This window comes from Shewanella sp. 4_MG-2023 (assembly GCF_030548015.1).
Classification (GTDB): domain Bacteria; phylum Pseudomonadota; class Gammaproteobacteria; order Enterobacterales; family Shewanellaceae; genus Shewanella.
Window position 1 is genome coordinate 54,192 of sequence record NZ_JAUORL010000012.1, and the last position, 18,042, is coordinate 72,233.

The 18,042-nt window shown below is 45.1% G+C and carries 11 protein-coding genes; all 11 read right to left on the reverse strand.

The features are described 5' to 3' along the window. Positions 1–31: 31 nt before the first annotated feature. Positions 32–1,006 carry an HlyD family secretion protein gene (locus Q4546_RS08715; protein WP_303446106.1) on the reverse strand — a complete coding sequence of 325 codons (975 nt, stop codon included), beginning with the start codon at positions 1,004–1,006 and terminating at the stop codon, positions 32–34. Continuing rightward, positions 996–2,396, reverse strand: a complete 1,401-nt coding sequence (locus tag Q4546_RS08720) for a TolC family protein (RefSeq protein ID WP_303446136.1) — start codon at positions 2,394–2,396, stop codon at positions 996–998. Before Q4546_RS08720 ends, Q4546_RS08715 begins: the two co-directional genes overlap by 11 nt. 193 nt (positions 2,397–2,589) lie before the next feature. Next, positions 2,590–4,038: a metalloprotease TldD gene (gene tldD / locus Q4546_RS08725; RefSeq protein WP_102439992.1), complete on the reverse strand. Its 1,449-nt coding sequence runs from the start codon at positions 4,036–4,038 to the stop codon at positions 2,590–2,592. A gap of 89 nt (positions 4,039–4,127) precedes the next feature. Beyond that, positions 4,128–4,958 (reverse strand): carbon-nitrogen hydrolase family protein, encoded by an 831-nt coding sequence (locus Q4546_RS08730; protein ID WP_303411861.1) that lies wholly within the window; start codon positions 4,956–4,958, stop codon positions 4,128–4,130. Beyond that, positions 4,882–9,264, reverse strand: coding sequence for a YhdP family protein (locus Q4546_RS08735; RefSeq protein ID WP_303446107.1), 4,383 nt, complete (start codon positions 9,262–9,264; stop codon positions 4,882–4,884). The genes Q4546_RS08730 and Q4546_RS08735 overlap by 77 nt, the downstream gene beginning before the upstream one ends. After that, positions 9,264–10,754 (reverse strand): ribonuclease G, encoded by a 1,491-nt coding sequence (gene rng, locus Q4546_RS08740; protein WP_102439994.1) that lies wholly within the window; start codon positions 10,752–10,754, stop codon positions 9,264–9,266. The genes Q4546_RS08735 and rng overlap by 1 nt, the downstream gene beginning before the upstream one ends. Positions 10,755–10,848: 94 nt before the next feature. Next, positions 10,849–11,436 carry a nucleoside triphosphate pyrophosphatase gene (locus Q4546_RS08745; RefSeq protein ID WP_102520456.1) on the reverse strand — a complete coding sequence of 196 codons (588 nt, stop codon included), beginning with the start codon at positions 11,434–11,436 and terminating at the stop codon, positions 10,849–10,851. A gap of 2 nt (positions 11,437–11,438) precedes the next feature. Beyond that, a complete protein-coding gene (mreD, locus tag Q4546_RS08750) occupies positions 11,439–11,927 on the reverse strand; it encodes a rod shape-determining protein MreD (protein WP_102475458.1) in 489 nt (162 codons plus the stop codon). After that, positions 11,924–12,826 carry a rod shape-determining protein MreC gene (gene mreC, locus Q4546_RS08755; RefSeq protein WP_303446109.1) on the reverse strand — a complete coding sequence of 301 codons (903 nt, stop codon included), beginning with the start codon at positions 12,824–12,826 and terminating at the stop codon, positions 11,924–11,926. Before mreC ends, mreD begins: the two co-directional genes overlap by 4 nt. A 63-nt stretch (positions 12,827–12,889) precedes the next feature. Beyond that, positions 12,890–13,939 carry a rod shape-determining protein gene (locus Q4546_RS08760; protein ID WP_076538556.1) on the reverse strand — a complete coding sequence of 350 codons (1,050 nt, stop codon included), beginning with the start codon at positions 13,937–13,939 and terminating at the stop codon, positions 12,890–12,892. 309 nt (positions 13,940–14,248) lie between these two features. After that, positions 14,249–18,028: a DUF6701 domain-containing protein gene (locus Q4546_RS08765; RefSeq protein ID WP_303446110.1), complete on the reverse strand. Its 3,780-nt coding sequence runs from the start codon at positions 18,026–18,028 to the stop codon at positions 14,249–14,251. Positions 18,029–18,042: the final 14 nt, after the last annotated feature.

An 18,042-nucleotide genomic window follows, 5' to 3' on the forward strand; every position in this document is an offset into this window, starting at 1 on the left:
TCTAGCCTCTACTGGCTTGTAAATGCTGAGATTAATCTAATGTCAGTAATACTGACATGCCCACTCTAAGATCATCAATGGCTTCATTGGGGCGCAGCTCGACTTGAAAAGTACGCATATCAAAGTCGTGACCACTTTCAGTGGAGCGCCAAGTCGCAAAACTGCCCATCACACTGATGTGCGCCACTGTAAAGTCCGTGGTCAGTTTTAATGCCGGAATGGTTAGCGACACAACATTGCCCACTTTAAACTCAGCCAATTGGTCTTCACGTAGTTGCAATACGGCCCAGGCATCCGACATATCAATTAAACTGACCACAGGAAAACCACTTGGGGCTAACTCACCCGCTTGCAATAACACTTCACTGACCTCAGCCACTTTAGGCGAGCGCATTTGGCTGTCGGCTAAAATGGCATTCACTTCTTTGACTGCACCTTCTGCCATACGGGCATTACCCGCCGCAGCAGCTTTAGTCTCGACTCGGGCGCCTTCATCGGCCATTTCATACATAGCTAACGCCGCTTGCTCAGTGTATTTAGCTGCTTGCCATTGGGTAAAGGCTTCATCGCGCTTTTGTCTGGCAACCACTCCTTCATTAAACAAGTTTTCAACTCGCTGATAGGTGGTTTGCATTAACTCTGTCGCCGCCTTAGCTTTGAGCCATTGCTCCTTTGCTGCGGTAACTTGCTGTTGTCTTGCGCCGTTATCCGCCTCTTGTTGCATGGCATTGGCGGCGTCACGACCGCCCTCCGCTTGCATTAATTTAGCGGCTAATTCCGGGCTATTAATGGCAAATAATAAGTCGCCAATGGCCACTTTGTCGCCGCGCCTAACCATGACTTGCTCAACGCGGCCGGGCACTTTAGAGGAGATATTGTATTCTCTGGCCTCTATTTGCCCCTGCAATACACTGGGTTTAGGCTCAAATGCCAATCTCAAGCCGTTAGCTAATATGCCCACCAAAAAAATAATGGCGATAACTGCAATAATCTTATTAGTCCGCATGCTGGCTCTCCTGTAATTGGGTTCGACCGATAAATTCATCCACTTGACCGCTGATGGCCATTAATCTGGCATATGCTTGTACATAGCGATATTGCGCCCCCAGTTGCTGGGTTTTAACAGCGCTGAGTTTAAGCTCTGCATCCACCCGATCGATTGAGGTTGATAGACCTTGATTAAAGGCAAGTTCACGTAATCTCAGGTTTTCGGTAGCGAGAGCTAAAGAGGCATTAAGGGCGTTAACTTCTTCATCTGCTTGCTGGAGTTGGCGATAGCTTTGATCCACCAGCAGGCTTAAGTCTTGCTGAGTTTGCGCCTTAGTATGCTTAGCTTGCAACAAGGCGCTTTGGGCGGCTTTGACTTTACCGCTGCGGCCATCACGGCTAAATATTGGCACATTTACGCCTAATCCAACCATCCAGTCGGGTTCAATTTGCGAAAATAAACTATCGTCCTCGTAAAGGGTGTAATTACCGTATAAAAATACGGTGGGATGATACTTACCCTTTTCGAGTTTAATTAGCCCATTCGCTTGGGTTTCTTTAGCCTCCAGCAGTTTTAGCGCAGGGTGCTGGCTGATGGTTAACTGGCTTAAGCGCGGCAATGATGGCGGCTGCGCCAGTGAGAATAACCCCGATGTAGGAGTAGCATTGCTCAGCTGCAACATTCTCGATAAAGCAATGGTCGACATTTCATATTGGCGTTGGGAGCTGCCTAAATTAACTTTGGCATTTTCTAGCGCCACTTGGGCATTTAAGCGCTCAACTTTGGCAATCTGCCCTTCGCGCTCTAATTTCTGCGCGTGTGACGCGTGCTCGGTTAACGAATCAACCAACTGTTGATTCGTTTGCACTAAGGTTTTGGTCACTGCTACTGCAAAGTAGCGATCGACAAGCTGGGTAAACAGCTCGCGGCTGACTAAGGCGTACTGATGCTTTTTTTCTTCCACTTGGGCGGCTTGAATACCTTGAGCCGCAGTAATTTGTCCACCAGTATAAATTGGCCACATGGCTTTTAAACTGGCTCGAAAAACGTCTTGCTCGGTAAACGGGGTCACAAACAGTGAGCCGGGGATCGCACCAATGATATTGCCAAGGGCTGGCGGCAGAGCGGCGGGATCTAATGATGCAATGGGATTAAGATCCCGTAAATCAAGTTCTACGGGTTTTTCTAAGCGGGTATAACTTCCTGATAGATCAAGCGAGGGCAAACTTAAGTCTTTGCCCGCATCTTGCTCCGCTTCAGCGCGGCTGACTTCTTGAGATTGCGCCTTTAACTTATCACTGACCGTTAGCAGTTGTTGCCAAGCCTGATTAAAAGCCAAGGGCTCAGCCTGAGCTGCGCTAATAACGCTGATCCCCACAACTAAAAATGCGGCAAAACGACTGCACATAATACGATTACAAATGACCAAATAGCCCATTACACCACCCTGATTAGATTTTTTACTCTATGTTATTAGCAAGTCGTGACTAACTTTACTTTTTACATCAACAACAGTTAGTTAAGTGTAGCTAAATATAAAGCAATGTCGATTAGAATGGCCTAAATAACTAAGGTGCTATTAAGGCACCTTGGTTTCATTGTTAAGCAGTGCCGCCAACGGTTAAACTGTCTAACTTCAAGGTAGGTTGCCCCACCCCAACTGGTACACTTTGACCATCTTTACCGCACACGCCGACACCTTGATCTAAGGCCAGATCATTACCCACCATAGATATTTGGCTCATGGCTTCTGGGCCGTTGCCAATAAGCGTAGCCCCTTTAATTGCTTGGGTGACTTCGCCATTTTCAATCAGGTAGGCTTCTGAGGCTGAGAACACAAATTTGCCTGAGGTAATATCCACTTGGCCGCCACCAAAATTAGGCGCATAAATGCCTTTCTCTACTGACTTGATCATTTCTTCAGGCGTTGAAGTGCCAGCTTCCATATAGGTATTAGTCATACGTGGCATTGGCAGGTGCGCATAAGATTCACGGCGGCCGTTACCGGTTGTCGGCTCGCCCATTAGACGCGCATTAAGCTTATCTTGCATATAGCCCTTTAAAATACCATTTTCGATTAAGGTGGTCTTTTGGGTTGGCACCCCTTCATCATCAATACTTAATGAACCACGGCGATTAACAATGGTGCCATCATCCACTACGGTAACTAATTCTGAGGCCACTTGCTGACCGACTTTACCGCTAAAGGCACTGCTGCCTTTACGGTTAAAGTCACCTTCTAAACCGTGACCTACTGCTTCATGCAGCAATACGCCAGGCCAGCCGTTACCCAGTACTACGGCCATTTCACCTGCTGGGGCATCAATAGCATTGATATTCACTTGGGCTTGACGCACCGCTTCACGGGCAAAGTCAAAACACACAGGTAAACCGGCGTCATCAGTTGCCATAAATACGCTGTAATCATGACGACCGCCGCCACCGGCACTGCCGCGCTCACGCTTACCGTTATCTTCTAAAATAACACTACAATTAAAGCGCACTAACGGACGAATATCCGCCGCTAAGGTGCCATCACTGGCAGCCACTAAAATTTCTTCATGTACGCCAGACAAGCTCACTACCACTTGAATAATGCGGCTATCTAGGCTACGAATATAGGCATCAGTTTGCTTGAGCAAATTAATTTTTGGCGCTTCTTCCATGGCCGCTATGGGGTCATCACTACTGTAAAGCTTATGGGTGTCATGACGTTTAAAGGCATGTACTTTGTGCTCTTGGCCCGCCAAGGCAATGCCTCTTGCCGCTTCTGCTGCTGCGCGTAATGCTGCTGGATTAATTTCATCAGCATAAGCGAAACCGGTTTTCTCGCCAGTAATGGCACGAACACCGACTCCGCGCTCAATATGAAAGCTACCTTCTTTGATAATGCCATCTTCAAGCGCCCAGGTTTCATGGCGGCTGCCTTGAAAATATAAATCTGAAAAATCAATATTATGCTGATGAATAATGTTCAGATAATCTTGCAGCCCGTCAAGGGTGAGTGCGCCTTGTAATAAACTTTGTTCTACTTGAGCTAAAAATGGCATTAATTCTCTCTTTAAGCCCCATGGCCTGTATGTGGATTCTTGTCTCACCGAACTTAATTCATCGCTCGATATGTTAGCTAATTCAGTATTTATTTTAATTGGGGCGCAATAAAGCGATTGTGCGCCGCCACTGGAATTTGTTGTCTTATGGTCGCTAAGGCGGCTAAATCAAGCTGGGCTTGCACCCAACCTAGACCGGTCTTTTTCTCAGCGATAATCTTGCCCCAAGGGTCTACTATCATACTTTGGCCCCAGGTTTCTCGGCTACCTTGGTTATGCTGACCCCATTGATCGGCAGCCAGAAAATAACACTGGGTTTCAATCGCCCTTGCTTGGATCAAGGTTTGCCAATGGGCTGCGCCTGTTACCTTAGTAAATGCAGATGGCAAGGCAATAATTTCTGCCCCCGCTAACCTTAATGCCCTGAATAAGTCAGCAAAACGTATATCGTAGCAAATGGCTAAGCCTACCTTGCCAAATGGGGTGTCAATGACAGTGATACGATCCCCTGGGCAAAAAGTATCACTTTCTCGATAGGATTGCGTTTTATCGGCAACCTCAACATCAAATAAGTGTAACTTATCATAGCTGCCTAAGGTATTGCCTTCATCATCAAATAAGTAACTGCGACTATAGACCCTAGCTGCATCTGCAGAAATCGGGATAGTTCCGGCCACCATATAAACATGATGACGCTGAGCTAATGCGGCCAGTTGCTGTTTAAGTTTGCTGGATTCTTCCACAGCAGCAACAGCTAATTGCTGCTGCTCGTGACCACCAAATAGCAAACTGCACTCAGGCAGTACTACCAGTTGCGGTTCATTAGCCTTTCGAGGTAATACACTAAGCTGCGAGTCGATAAAGGCCAGATTGGCTTTGACATCTGTGCTGCTTTGACATTGCAATAAACTGACTTGCATTGGCGCCTCCTTGGCATTGTCGATGATACAGGCTAAAGGACACGATATTGGCTGCGGCCTCTGTGGCTGCTTCATCTGCTTTAAGGTTTATGTCAGTAGCATCTACTTCATTAACACCAGCGTCATTAACACCAGCGTCATTAACATTAGCTTTATTAACATTAGCTTTATTAACATCAGTTGCATTCGGCTGATTTTCAGAGCGGTTTAGTTCTACACTCTCAACTTTAGAGCTAATAGCTTCCGAGCTTACCGTACCTGCCCCGACCTTATCAGGGCTGACTTGTGTTGCTGGCGTTCTTGGCAAAATTGATTCTGGGATTTCGATTTCTTTACTTTTTCGCTCAAGCTCTTCTAATTGTGGCTCGGTCATAGTACCACCAAGGCGAAAACGAATTTCAGAAATAACCTCAATCACAGGCTCTAATACCTTGGTCAAGGCAAAGGCACCTAAGCCTAAAGTCCATGCGCTGGTACTGAGCAATACCACTGTAGGCACACTTGATGCCAATTGCGGAATAAAGCGAATATCATAATTTAAACTTTGGGTGGTTAAATCAGTATAACCACGCACTTTCATATTACCGGCAATCGCATCCATTTCAGTGTCAGTGGTTTTAACCACACCGTTATCGATATTAAGTGAGCCCCCGAACGAGTCAAAGTGTAACCCTTTACCAAACACATCAGAAAAATCTAAAGATAACTTACGCACTATAGAATCTAGGCTAAATAGCGAGAATATCCGCGCACCTTTATCACTAATTTCAGATAAGTAACCTTTGCCCATATCAAAACGTAATTTACCGTTTAGGGTGTCTAATGAGAAACCATAAGGCGGGCCCTGCCATGAAAACTCACCAACTAAATCAAGGGGGGCGTCTTTTAAGCCGGGGTTAATCCCAAGGACTTCTGACAATGCATCAAATTTACTGGCTTTCAATTTAACATCAAACTTAGTCAGGTTTTTGCCATCTTTAAAGGTCCAATCGCCAGTAGCTTGCAAGCTAACAATGGGCCGGGTGAGGGTTAATGTTTGAAAGCGATAACCGTCTTCATAAGGAATACCCTGCAGCACTAAATGGCCCAGACGCCTATCGTAGATGCCAAAATCATCCACATCCACAGCTAATGGCGGTAAATTATCGAGCATATTATCTGGGCTGAACTCCGCTTCTTCAGCAGGTTTAACCCTGGGCGTTAAATGCAATTTACTGGCAACAACTTTTAAGCCTTGTTCACGCCAACTGGAATAAAAATCAATCCGCCCATCAAATTCTTGTGACAAAACATCAAAACGCCATACATGCTCTAACGGCTTGGCGCTAAAACTCAGTTGATTAAAGTCTTGGGCTAAAATATCTAATTTACCCACCTTGGCATCAATTAACGCTAGCGGCGGGAAGAAGCTAGCTTTTGGCCGCGTTAGGGTAGCTTCTGTGGTGCTAGGCTGGTTTTCAGTGGGCGCTGAGGTTTCCGCTGCATGGGCTGTCACAGTATCAACCACGGCTGACTCAGCTGCAGGCTTATTGGCAAAAATACTGGCCATTTCCTCTTCAGTATTTACCAGTGCCGCAGCCGTGGTATCTGGAAGATCGATACTTGAGCTTGCCTTATCGGTAAATTGACTGATGATCGGCAGCCACTGAGTCAGCACCGCATCAGGTAAATCAATAATGATATGACCTTGGTCTTTGGCAAGCTTGTCGCCTAACTTAAACTGACGCCCCAAGATCAGATCATAATGGGCTAAATTATCACCACTTTGTTGATTGAAGCCGCCCCAAAACTCAGCTTGTTTCGCTAGTTTAAGCCCCAATGAGGCCTGTTTATTATCGCCAATAAGCTCTGCACTTAATCGGGTAGGCGTAGCGGCTGCTTTTGTAAACGGCGCAGGTAAGGATAATTCAGCGCCAACTAAGTCTGAGTTAAGCTGTACTTGCAGGCTGTAACCTGTGGCATCAAATATCATAGTGACCCCGCCATCCCAATCCAGTTGACCGGAATAATAGTCAGATAACGGGTTATCAATATAATCAGGTAGATTGTCTAAATCCCACAATCCTTTTAAACCAACGCTTAAGGCTAAATCATCAGCTGAGGTTTTGTTGGTGCCAAAATCAAATGTCAGTGGCTGCTCAAATAAATCTGCGTTGATTTGATTGCCGTTAACTTCAGCATTAATAAATGCCACAGTGCCATTTACTTTTTCCAAGTTAAGCCCTGGTGTGGCGATAAACACCTGGTTATCGTTAAAATGAATTAAGCCTTTATTGTCAGCAACACCGCCCTCATACATCGGAATGGTTAAATCTAAATCACTGATAATATCCCCTGAAATTTGCACCACATCCAAGGTCGTCCCCACAGATGATTGCAAAGGCGAGTTATCAATAAGCGTTTTTGCAGCCGCTGCTGTTGCCGCGATTTCAGCTTCAATTTTTAAGGTGGTATCTTTACCCATAAACGGAATATAAACATGGGCGCCAGCAGCATTTACGTCTAATAATTTGCCCTTATTAATCATGATATCCATGGCGGCATTTTCAAATAAGGCATATAAGCTCAAATCATCAACTTTGGGCCAATCAGGCTGAAACTCAAATGCGCCGTCATTAAGGTTAAACCCAGCTTGAAAAATACCTGAACTGTCTTGATAAGGAAAACCGCTTAGATCACCATGCCACACAACTTGCGCATCAGGAATATGACCTTTGAGAATAGCCTGGTTTAGATAACTGACTAAATCATCACTCATGGTTTTAAGAGGGAAATAACGCCCTGCATTGGCAGCATTGCTGATAGCCACATTAGCATTTAACGCCAAGTGCGCTTGCGCAGCCATATCCAGCTGCATTGATGCGGCGAGATCAATATCATCATTGTAAAAATGGACTTTGGGTAAGGTAAGCCGTGATTTAGCTAAACTATACTGCGCTTTAAATGCATCAGCCGATAATGTTAGCGGCGCTTCAAAACCATCTTGAAAATCTAGCTGATATTGCTGCGCAGGAAACTCGGCACTTAATAGATTATTAGCCCAAGAAAGGCTGCCATCAATGGGTTTACTGCCGGGAATATTCCCCGCAGGTTGCCATTGCAGTTGTTTAATATCAGTTTTAAACAATAGCGGTTTATCGGCAACTTTGAGTAATTGCAGTGGCCCAATACTGCCCTGTGGTTGCAATTTACCCCATTGCTCAACCCCTTTAAGGCCCATTGACGGGATTAACGGCAATAATGGTGTCAGCATTTCTGGGGCGATTTGATTAACGCTAACGGATAAGTCACGGTAGTTGGTTTTTAAAGATAGTTGTAATTCAGGCCAAGCTTGCTCATTCGATTTAAAATCAAGGTCATAGCTATTAATCTGCCAGCCGTTATCACTGGGCTGCCAAGTTAACGCGCCGCCACCAATTTCAAATTTCTGCGACTCAGTAGTCCCATGCCATTGTAGCCAACTTGGCTCAAAGACTAATAAACCAGTATTAATGGTGCGGTGCTCAAACCCGAGCCAAGCTTTTAAATTTACAATGCCTTCAAATTCAATACTATCAAGCTTTAACTCTTTCTCATGTTGTCTTGATGCCCATTCCCCCAAGTCCAACGACTCAGCCGAGATATACACTTGGCCCTTAAGATTATCGGGTTGATAACCACTGCCTTTTAAATCAACTCTTAAAGCCAGTAGCTCTTTTTCTGAAGCTTGCTCATCAAGATGTATAAAGCCTTTAGCTCTGTGCATGCCCGCCATATTATGCCAAGTTAAATTACTAATAAATATCGGCCGATAATCATGGCTGTTACTGAGTAATTGTAAGGTGCCATCACTGATTGAAAAAGTCTCTAGTTGCTCTAACAATAGCGCATAGAGCCAATCGAGATCTGTGGCAGCAGCTGAGGTGGCCTCAGAGCTTGCAAGCGCATCCATGTTCAATGCCACATGAATGCCATCAAACTTGACCGTTTCGATTTGCGGGCTAAGGCTAAGTAGCGTTTGCCAAAAATCCAGTTTTAGATGTACCTTGCTGGCAATTGCAGTCACTGGTATAGCTTGCTGCGGCGGGATCACGATATTACTGACGGTTAAAGCGGGGCCATAGGCCTGCCATTCAGCAGAAACCTCACCCACTTGAACCTCAAGCTGATATTGCTGATATAAATAATCAACAATTTCTGAACGCACTTCAGGTAAATGTGGCAGTAAACCGCGGATAAGACTGACCGCTAGCGCGAATAGTACCAAGACTACGGCTACTGATTGAAAGCATATTCTGCACGCAATTAAGGTTTTACTCTTGGGCACTACACCATCACCACGTCATACTTATTTTGGGTATATAAGGTTTCATTTTGCAGTCTAATACGTTTACCGATATACACTTCAAGCTCGGCTAATAAATGCCCTTCTTCATTGCTTAAGCTCTTATAAACCGCAGGCGAGCAATACAATAAAAACTCATCTGCTTGGTAAGCACGATTCAAGCGAATGATTTCTCTAAACACTTCATAAGAAACAGTTTCAACGGTTTTCATTGAGCCAGTACCTTGGCAAGCTGGGCACTCGCCGCAGACGACGTGCTCTAAACTTTCACGGGTGCGCTTACGGGTCATTTCCACTAAACCTAAACCCGAAAAACCGCTGACACTGGTTTTAACTCTGTCGTTCGCTAAAGCGCTATTTAAGCTGTCTAGCACCCGCTTTTTATGTTCATCATTTAGCATATCAATAAAGTCGATAATGATAATGCCACCTAAATTACGTAACCGCAGCTGCCTAGCAATCGCTTGAGTGGCTTCAAGGTTAGTATTAAAAATGGTCTCGGCTAAGTTACGATGTCCCACAAAAGCGCCGGTATTAATATCGACTGTGGTCATAGCTTCAGTTTGATCAATAATTAAATAGCCGCCAGACTTTAATTCGACTTTACGCCCCAATGCGCGCTGAATTTCATTTTCAACGTCATAGAGTTCAAAAATGGGGGCTGGCCCTGAGTAATGTTCGAGCTTTTCAGCAATTTCAGGCATAAATTCTTGGGCAAAACCCTGCAGCTCTGCAAAAGTGCGTCGAGAATCCACTTGAATATGGTCAAGTTCGGCGCCAACAAAGTCACGAATAATCCGCACCTGTAGGGCTAAGTCTTGATACAACAAAGTCGCGCCTTTGCGCTTTCTACGCTCGCAGACTTTTTTCCATACCCGGCGCAAAAACGCCGCGTCTTGAGCCAGTTCATCATCGCCTACGCCTTCAGCAGCGGTGCGAATAATAAAACCACCATCTTCATCAACATAAGGTTCGGTAATCGCTTTTAAGCGAGCCCGCTCAGTCTCTTCTTCAATCCGCTGAGATACACCCACATGGCTTGAACCTGGCATAAAGACTAAGTAGCGTGAAGGCAAAGTGATATCGGTAGTCAGGCGGGCGCCTTTAGTGCCAAGGGGATCTTTCACCACTTGCACTATGATGTCCTGACCTTGCCTGACTAATTCGGCAATATCACGCACCACAAAGTTGCCTTTTTCAACATCGGCAACACATTCGGTATGGGGAACAATATCTGAGGCATGTAAAAATGCAGCTTTTTCAAGACCAATATCCACAAAAGCGGCTTGCATGCCAGGTAGCACCCGACTGATTTTACCTTTGTAAATATTACCCACTAAACCACGCTTCATACGTCGTTCAATATGGACTTCTTGCAGTACGCCATGCTCAACCAGCGCGACTCTCGCTTCTGTTGGCGTCACGTTAATCAGTAATTCAGAGCCTTTTTTACGCTGAGCTTTAGTTTGCATAAGCCACCTGTTTAACGTCTTGTTATACGATATGGGTTATCGAGCCAACTTCTGCAGCTCAGTGTCAAAGACAGATAACCTAAAGGAGTGTTATTTATTTAATCAGGTTCATTTCAATGAGTAGTTCGCGAGTCTCTACTAACGGTAACCCGACAACGGCAGAATAACTGCCTGTAATTGCCTGTACAAAACAGCCACCTAATCCTTGAATACCATAAGCGCCAGCTTTATCCATTGGCTCTTGGGTATCAATATAGGCATCAATAGTCTGGGCGGATAACTCACAAAAGGTTACCGCCGTTTGGCAAAGCCTTGTTAGGGTTGTAGTGCCATCAGTCACTGCAACAGCTGTCATGACTTGATGGGTTTGCCCCGACAATGACGCTAAAATAGCTTGAGCATCTTGTCTGTCTACTGGCTTACCTAAAATCTGTTCACCTAGCACCACTATCGTATCTGAGCCTAATACTTTGGCATCGTCGATTTCAGTACACAAGGCCAAGCCTGCAGCGGCTTTTTCTTTAGCTAATCGCAGCACGAAATCGGCGGCTGACTCACCAGCAATATGTGATTCATCAATATCAGGTGCTACCTGCTTAAAAGAAAATCCAGCATCTGAAAACCCAGCTTGGGCCAGTAACTCTTTGCGGCGTGGCGATGTTGAAGCAAGAACCCAACTCATACTTAGCGAACCTTATAACGTCGACGAATGTTGCGTAGCACCCAAAAAAACCACCACCACATGAAAATACTGGAGATCGCAGGTAAGAACATTGACCAATCGAAGCCAACACCGTTAATTACAAATTCGACCCAATAAATAATAAAATGATATAAACACACAAACAGCGCCACTAATATAGACTGCTGCCAGCGGGTAAAGTTACGTAACCTTTGGGATTGGATCACAATAAGATAAATGACAATCGAAAAGGCTAACGAGCGCACCCCTAAGGTTGCGCCAAGCAGCACATCAAGCAGCACGCCAACGACCCATGCGGTAAGTACGCTATAACGATGTGGCAGTGCCATCGCCCAATAAATCATTACCATTAACAACCAATCTGGTCGCCAAGCTTCAACAATGGGCGGCAGCGGCATGATTTGAAACATCATACTGACAAAAATGGTGATCAACACCACCATGCGGCCATTGGCAATATGCGCACTCATTGGCTCACCTCAGTATCGGTCACTAATTCAGCATCTGCCTCAAGGGGAGGAATATCGGAGACTAATGTTGGCTTGAGAGACTCAAGGTCTTCATCAGGCCAAATCAATAATACATAACGGATACGGTCTAAGGCCGCTAATGGCTGCGCAGAGATAATAGAATAGCTTTGGCCAGCATCACGAGAAATGTTCATCACTCGCGCCACAGGGTAACCTTCAGGAAAACGCTTCCCAAGACCCGATGTCACCAGTAAGTCACCCACTTTAACGTCGGTACTTTTAGCCACATGGCGTAATTCGATTTCATCGATATCACCGGTGCCCTGAGCAATGGCGCGAACATCATTACGGGTAATTCGCACCGGAATACCGTGGCTGGTATCAGTCAATAATAATACTCGACTGGTAAGTTCACTCACTTCAACCACTTGGCCAACAACGCCTTTGGCATCAACAACCGACTGGCCGACGAATACCCCTGTGCGAGCGCCGTGGTTAAGTACCACATAATGCCTGAAAGGATCGCTTGCCACTTCCATCACTTCTGCGACCACTTTACGCGAGTCCATGTGCACCGGTGAGCCGAGTAAGGCTCTAAGGCGCTCATTTTCTTGTCTCAAGTGTTCAAAACGTTGTAAACGCTCAGACATCAGTAATTGCTGGCGCATCAACTCTTTGTTTTGTATTGCCAACATATTACGGGTAGCAATAGAATCGGCAGACCAATCCAGCATCACACCAGGGACATTAGCTAAATATTGAAGCGGGCTTAAAACAGAAGAAATGGACTGACGAAGAGGTTCTAGGCGATCATTAGCGATAAGTAATACCACCGACAAGATAATTGCCAGTGTTAATCTAAATTGTTGCGATATACCACGAACAAAAATTGGTTTCATAATTATCAGGCGGTGACATTTTAGCTATAGAAGTCAAAATATACACCGCCATTGGTTCGCTCTTTAGTTCTCTTCAGAGAATAAGTCGCCACCGTGCATGTCGATCATCTCTAGCGCTTTACCGCCACCACGAGCAACACAGGTTAGCGGATCTTCAGCAACCATCACCGGGATACCGGTTTCTTGCATTAGCAAACGGTCAAGATCACGCAATAATGCGCCACCACCGGTTAATACCATGCCACGCTCAGAAATATCTGAAGCCAGCTCTGGTGGAGACTGCTCTAATGCAACCATTACCGCACTCACAATACCTGATAACGGCTCTTGTAGCGCTTCTAAGATTTCATTGCTATTTAGGGTAAAGCTTCTTGGTACACCTTCGGCAAGGTTACGACCACGTACTTCAATTTCAAGTACTTCGTCGCCAGGATATGCAGTACCAATAGTGTGCTTAATACGCTCAGCCGTTGCTTCACCGATTAAGCTACCGTAGTTACGGCGTACGTAGTTAATGATGGCATCGTCAAATTTGTCACCACCAATGCGTACTGATGACGAGTAAACCACACCGTTTAACGAGATAATCGCCACTTCAGTAGTACCACCACCAATATCAACAACCATTGAACCTGTAGCTTCTGATACTGGTAAACCAGCACCGATTGCAGCAGCCATTGGCTCTTCAATTAAGTAAACTTCACGCGCACCAGCGCCCATGGCTGATTCACGAATGGCACGACGCTCAACTTGTGTTGCGCCAACTGGCACACAAACAAGGACACGCGGGCTTGGACGGAAAAAGCTATTGTTATGCACTTGCTTAATGAAGTGCTGTAGCATTTTTTCAGTCACGTAAAAGTCAGCAATTACGCCATCTTTCATTGGGCGAATTGCTTGAATATTTCCAGGAGTACGGCCTAGCATTTGCTTTGCATCTGTACCCACAGCAGCTACTGATTTTTGTCCGCTGCTGCCACGCTCGCCACGAATCGCGACCACCGATGGCTCGTTTAGCACGATCCCCTCGTCACGAACGTAAATTAATGTATTTGCCGTACCTAAATCGATCGATAGGTCATTTGAAAAAACGCCACGCAGCTTTTTGAACATGTATCTAGCCTGTATTCTGTATCGTCAGAAGAAAGAAAAATCAGGTAACTTTATCAATGCCGCTGGCTTTCCACAAGACCGAACAGGTTAACAATCGCTAATCTAGGGTTTTTTTTTCTATATTAGGCAAATTAATTAAATTTTGACTTAAAACAGCCTATAAACGCTGAAAAAAACATCAAAAACCAACCTCCATGGAATCGCGATATCCAAGACTCACGGCTTAACAGCAGTAAGTTTTGGTCAGCGTTAGCTCAAAAGTAGTATTAATGACATTAAGGCAAATGACCTAAGCGCTAAAATCAGCAGCTAACGGACTTCGCGCCAATAGATAATCCGATCATGACCACGATAGCGACCAAAAAAAGCGCTAGCTCTTGGGTCATAAAGGGTGGTGGAAGATAAATCGTCCCAATCCCAATACCATTGCAGCCACACTGGCACAGTTAAAGGCGCGCTAACTTGGCCTCTATAATCATTAGGGCCAGTGATAAGTGCATTCCATAACAAGGTAAACTCACCGTTAGCAAAACTGCTTGATTGACCAGTTCGCTCAATCGCTTGGCCAGACGTTAATGCCGGTTCAAATTGATAACCCAATGCAGCATCATCAGTTTGACGAGTTAATGCTGGCGTAACCACACTACAACTATCTTCAACATTTGTAGCCCAGTCACTGCCATTCCAATATTCAGCACGAATTGGCATTTTTAGGGTATCGTTTTCAGCACCATAGGTATTATCCATCACGATGCGTCCATGGCGAAAACGCTGAGTAGAAAGCAATTTAGCATCACAATTGCTGCCACAAATGCCCGAGGTGGCCGCATTCATATCAGGGTTGGCCACAAAGGCGAAATCACCATCGTTGTCATCGACAATAACCCCAATATCAAAACTGTCAAAAGGGCCATCTTTACCAGGAGCAGCAAGCCTGCTCAGTGTCGCCATATAGCTACTATCCACAGTTGCGACACCTGCAACCCAAGAGCTTGCGGATATTGGCAATGCGCTCAAGCGATTGCGTTTATCATCGCCATCATCACTGTCTTCACCCACTAATAACGCAGTGGCTTTAGAGAAATTGCCTTGATAATTTTTAGTTACCTCACTGCCAATATTAAAGGCACTGATATTCATTGCCAGTGGGAATGGCTGGTCCATATAACTAAAGCCTGTGCAGCTAGGTAAAACACTCACGCCACTAATGGCGAATCTATCAGGTACAAAGCGGCCTATATTGCCCGAGCTTGCCAGTGGGATATCGTAAAAACTTGAACCTTCATAAGTGGATGGCGACTTAACTGTAAACTCAAATACCCCTACTTCACTGATAGATTGCGTAATAGTATTGGTATTATTAGTCGCAGCAATATGGTTGTAATTACCAATACTAAGACTGCCTTGCTCACCAGGTATTGGCGACACCAGTTCACTGCCCAAAGTCATCCCACTATGGATATAGTTAGGCGTAGTTAAGTTGTCACAAAAATCGCCATCATTATCAGACTGCCAAGCCATACCTTGTATCGTTAAATCAAACTCCTCACCGGCTTTTTTATATACATTGCAACTGCTATCGCCCGCTGCACAGCTAGCATTGGCATCAACAGGTTTAACGCATAAACCCACAGGAAAGCTGACAAATGAGTCTGCGCCCACCATCACTAATCCATCTTCCTCGCCAGTGCCATCGTATTGCGCATTTAATTGCATCTGACCCGCATCAGGGTAATTCACGCTAATATCGGCTTCGCCATTAGCATCAAAATCCAGCGATATCAGTGTGCGTGCGCCAACGGATGTCCCTATATCAGTTGCTGCGCCATTACCGGTTACTGCAACTTGCGCCCCAGATATAACTGAACTCGGCGAAACGTAATCGCTCCAAAAGCCCACATCTTTAGTCACATCAGCAAATTGCGGTACGCACGCTTGTGAGGCATCATCTTTTTTCACCGCAGAAACGCTAATACCAGAGGCAGGTTTATTCGCCAGCTTGTCCGGCACAGTAAAAATAAAACCGCTATCGGCAAAATTAAAGGTACATTGCGCTGCAGTGGGCGTATTTCCGGCAATGCTACATAAAGTGGGGTTAATGGGGGTAGGCACTGAATTAATAATCCCAACGGTCACACTACCCGTAGTGTTGCGCCTTAAATCAACTTGAGTCGAGTCACTAAAGCTAACACTATTGCCGCCAACCCAGCCTCCGCCACCAGTAATAGTTGCTGGGCTTAAGTTCGCTGATACAGTATCTGAAACCGTGGTGCTACAACTGGCATCAGCGCAAGCTTTCAGGGTTAATGTTTCTGCTGAACAGGTTAACGCTGAGCCTGAGTGGGTATATTCAAAATGATCTATGGCTGCGGTTATCGCAGTCGTTTCAAGAGCGACAAAGCTGTAATGTTCCCAAATATGACGGCGATCGGTATCGCGATAAGTATCTTCATCAACCACCATACTGACTGTATCATTGGTCAACTGACAACGGCGCAGCCAGCCTCCATCACCGCCACGTCGACTGGTTTTTCCTGACACTAAGACTGGCGCATCGCTAAAGCCCGTTAAACTAGTAGTGAAGTTACACTGATAATCTAAGTCCTGAATATTTGCCGCAGTAAAAGTCTGCGCATTACCAAAATGAAAATTTGTACTTTCACCATTTAACTCAATAGTACCGTTACCTGCCTTTAACGACATATACGCTACGGTTTCGGCTTGAAGCCCATTATTATCTAACCCACCGTCCATACACTGACTCGGATTTGTCACCCTAACCTCAGATGCTTCTAAAGCAACTTCAGCCCCAGTCGTTGTAAATTGCGAGGTAGTGGTAAGCCAACAATTATTAACCTGAGTTTGTATTTGGTGCAAAAAGATATCTTGGGTGTCGGGTAATATCACATCGGTATAAGGTGAGTTTGATCCAATTAGCGCATCATCTACAGCCACAGTTCCGGCGATCAATTCGGTGCCATTGGATAAGTCATGGGTGCCCTCCGTCACTGCAATCCAGTGCACCTCAGTCATAGGTTTTGAATCAACCTTTCGATTTCCTGAGGTAGGTGGCTCTTGTTGCTCCCAGCTAAAGCCTGATGTGCTAACACTGTTTTGAGTTAAATAAACTGAAGCGGGGCCATCACCATTTGCATCAGTTTCAGAAATGGTCGGCATTAAAAAGATTAGCGGTGTTGAACCTGCGGGGAAAGGCGTCTCAAAACTAACACTCCCTGTTGTAGCTCCAGTATTCGGATCAGTTATAGATATAGACTTACCGTATTGAATATGGAATGGAATGACAGGGTTGGATGATGCATCATTGATAGTCGATGATTTCATATTTAACACTTTAGCGGTAACACGACCATTAATAATTGACTGATTGGTCATTGACAAGGTCCCATCAACAAAAATCAACCCATTAACCGTAGTGCCACTGGCTAGTGTTAGTGAACTATAGGTAATTAATTGCAATTCAAAGTTATTACCATCATTCAGCTTTACTCGATCACTCCAAGTCGCAGACTGGTTAACAAAAATTCTCACATCGCCAAGTAACTCAATGGATGAGTCGCTACCTAAAAGTAATTCATCGACCCAGTAATCACCACCCGACAAGATCAATTTACCCCGATTAGTCAGTTCAAGTTTATCAAAACGATATTCATTAAAGTCATTTGTAATAGTAGCCGTACAATTATCTAGCTTAATCTCTGTAAATTCATTTTCACCGTCATCACCCAATGTTATTTGAGCATTGTTATTACAAGAATCACTACCAGCCCCGCCATTACTAGTCTCAAATTTGTTAGTGCCGTTCATCGCTAAGCCACGGATATCTCTACCGGTAATAGTACAAGTGCGATCACCGCCAGCAGCAGTATCGCAGCTTCTCCCATTACCATTTACAATGCTAATAGAACAAAACTGTAAATCATCTCCATTAGTACCATTAATTCGACTTTGATCACTTAACGATAACTGTGTGCCTGAAGCACAGCTACCGTTATTATTATCACGATGCCCCTGCGTCACATCAGCCCAAATATCACTCTGGTCAATAACTTCAAATGCATAAGCTGGCATTATCAAAAAACAAC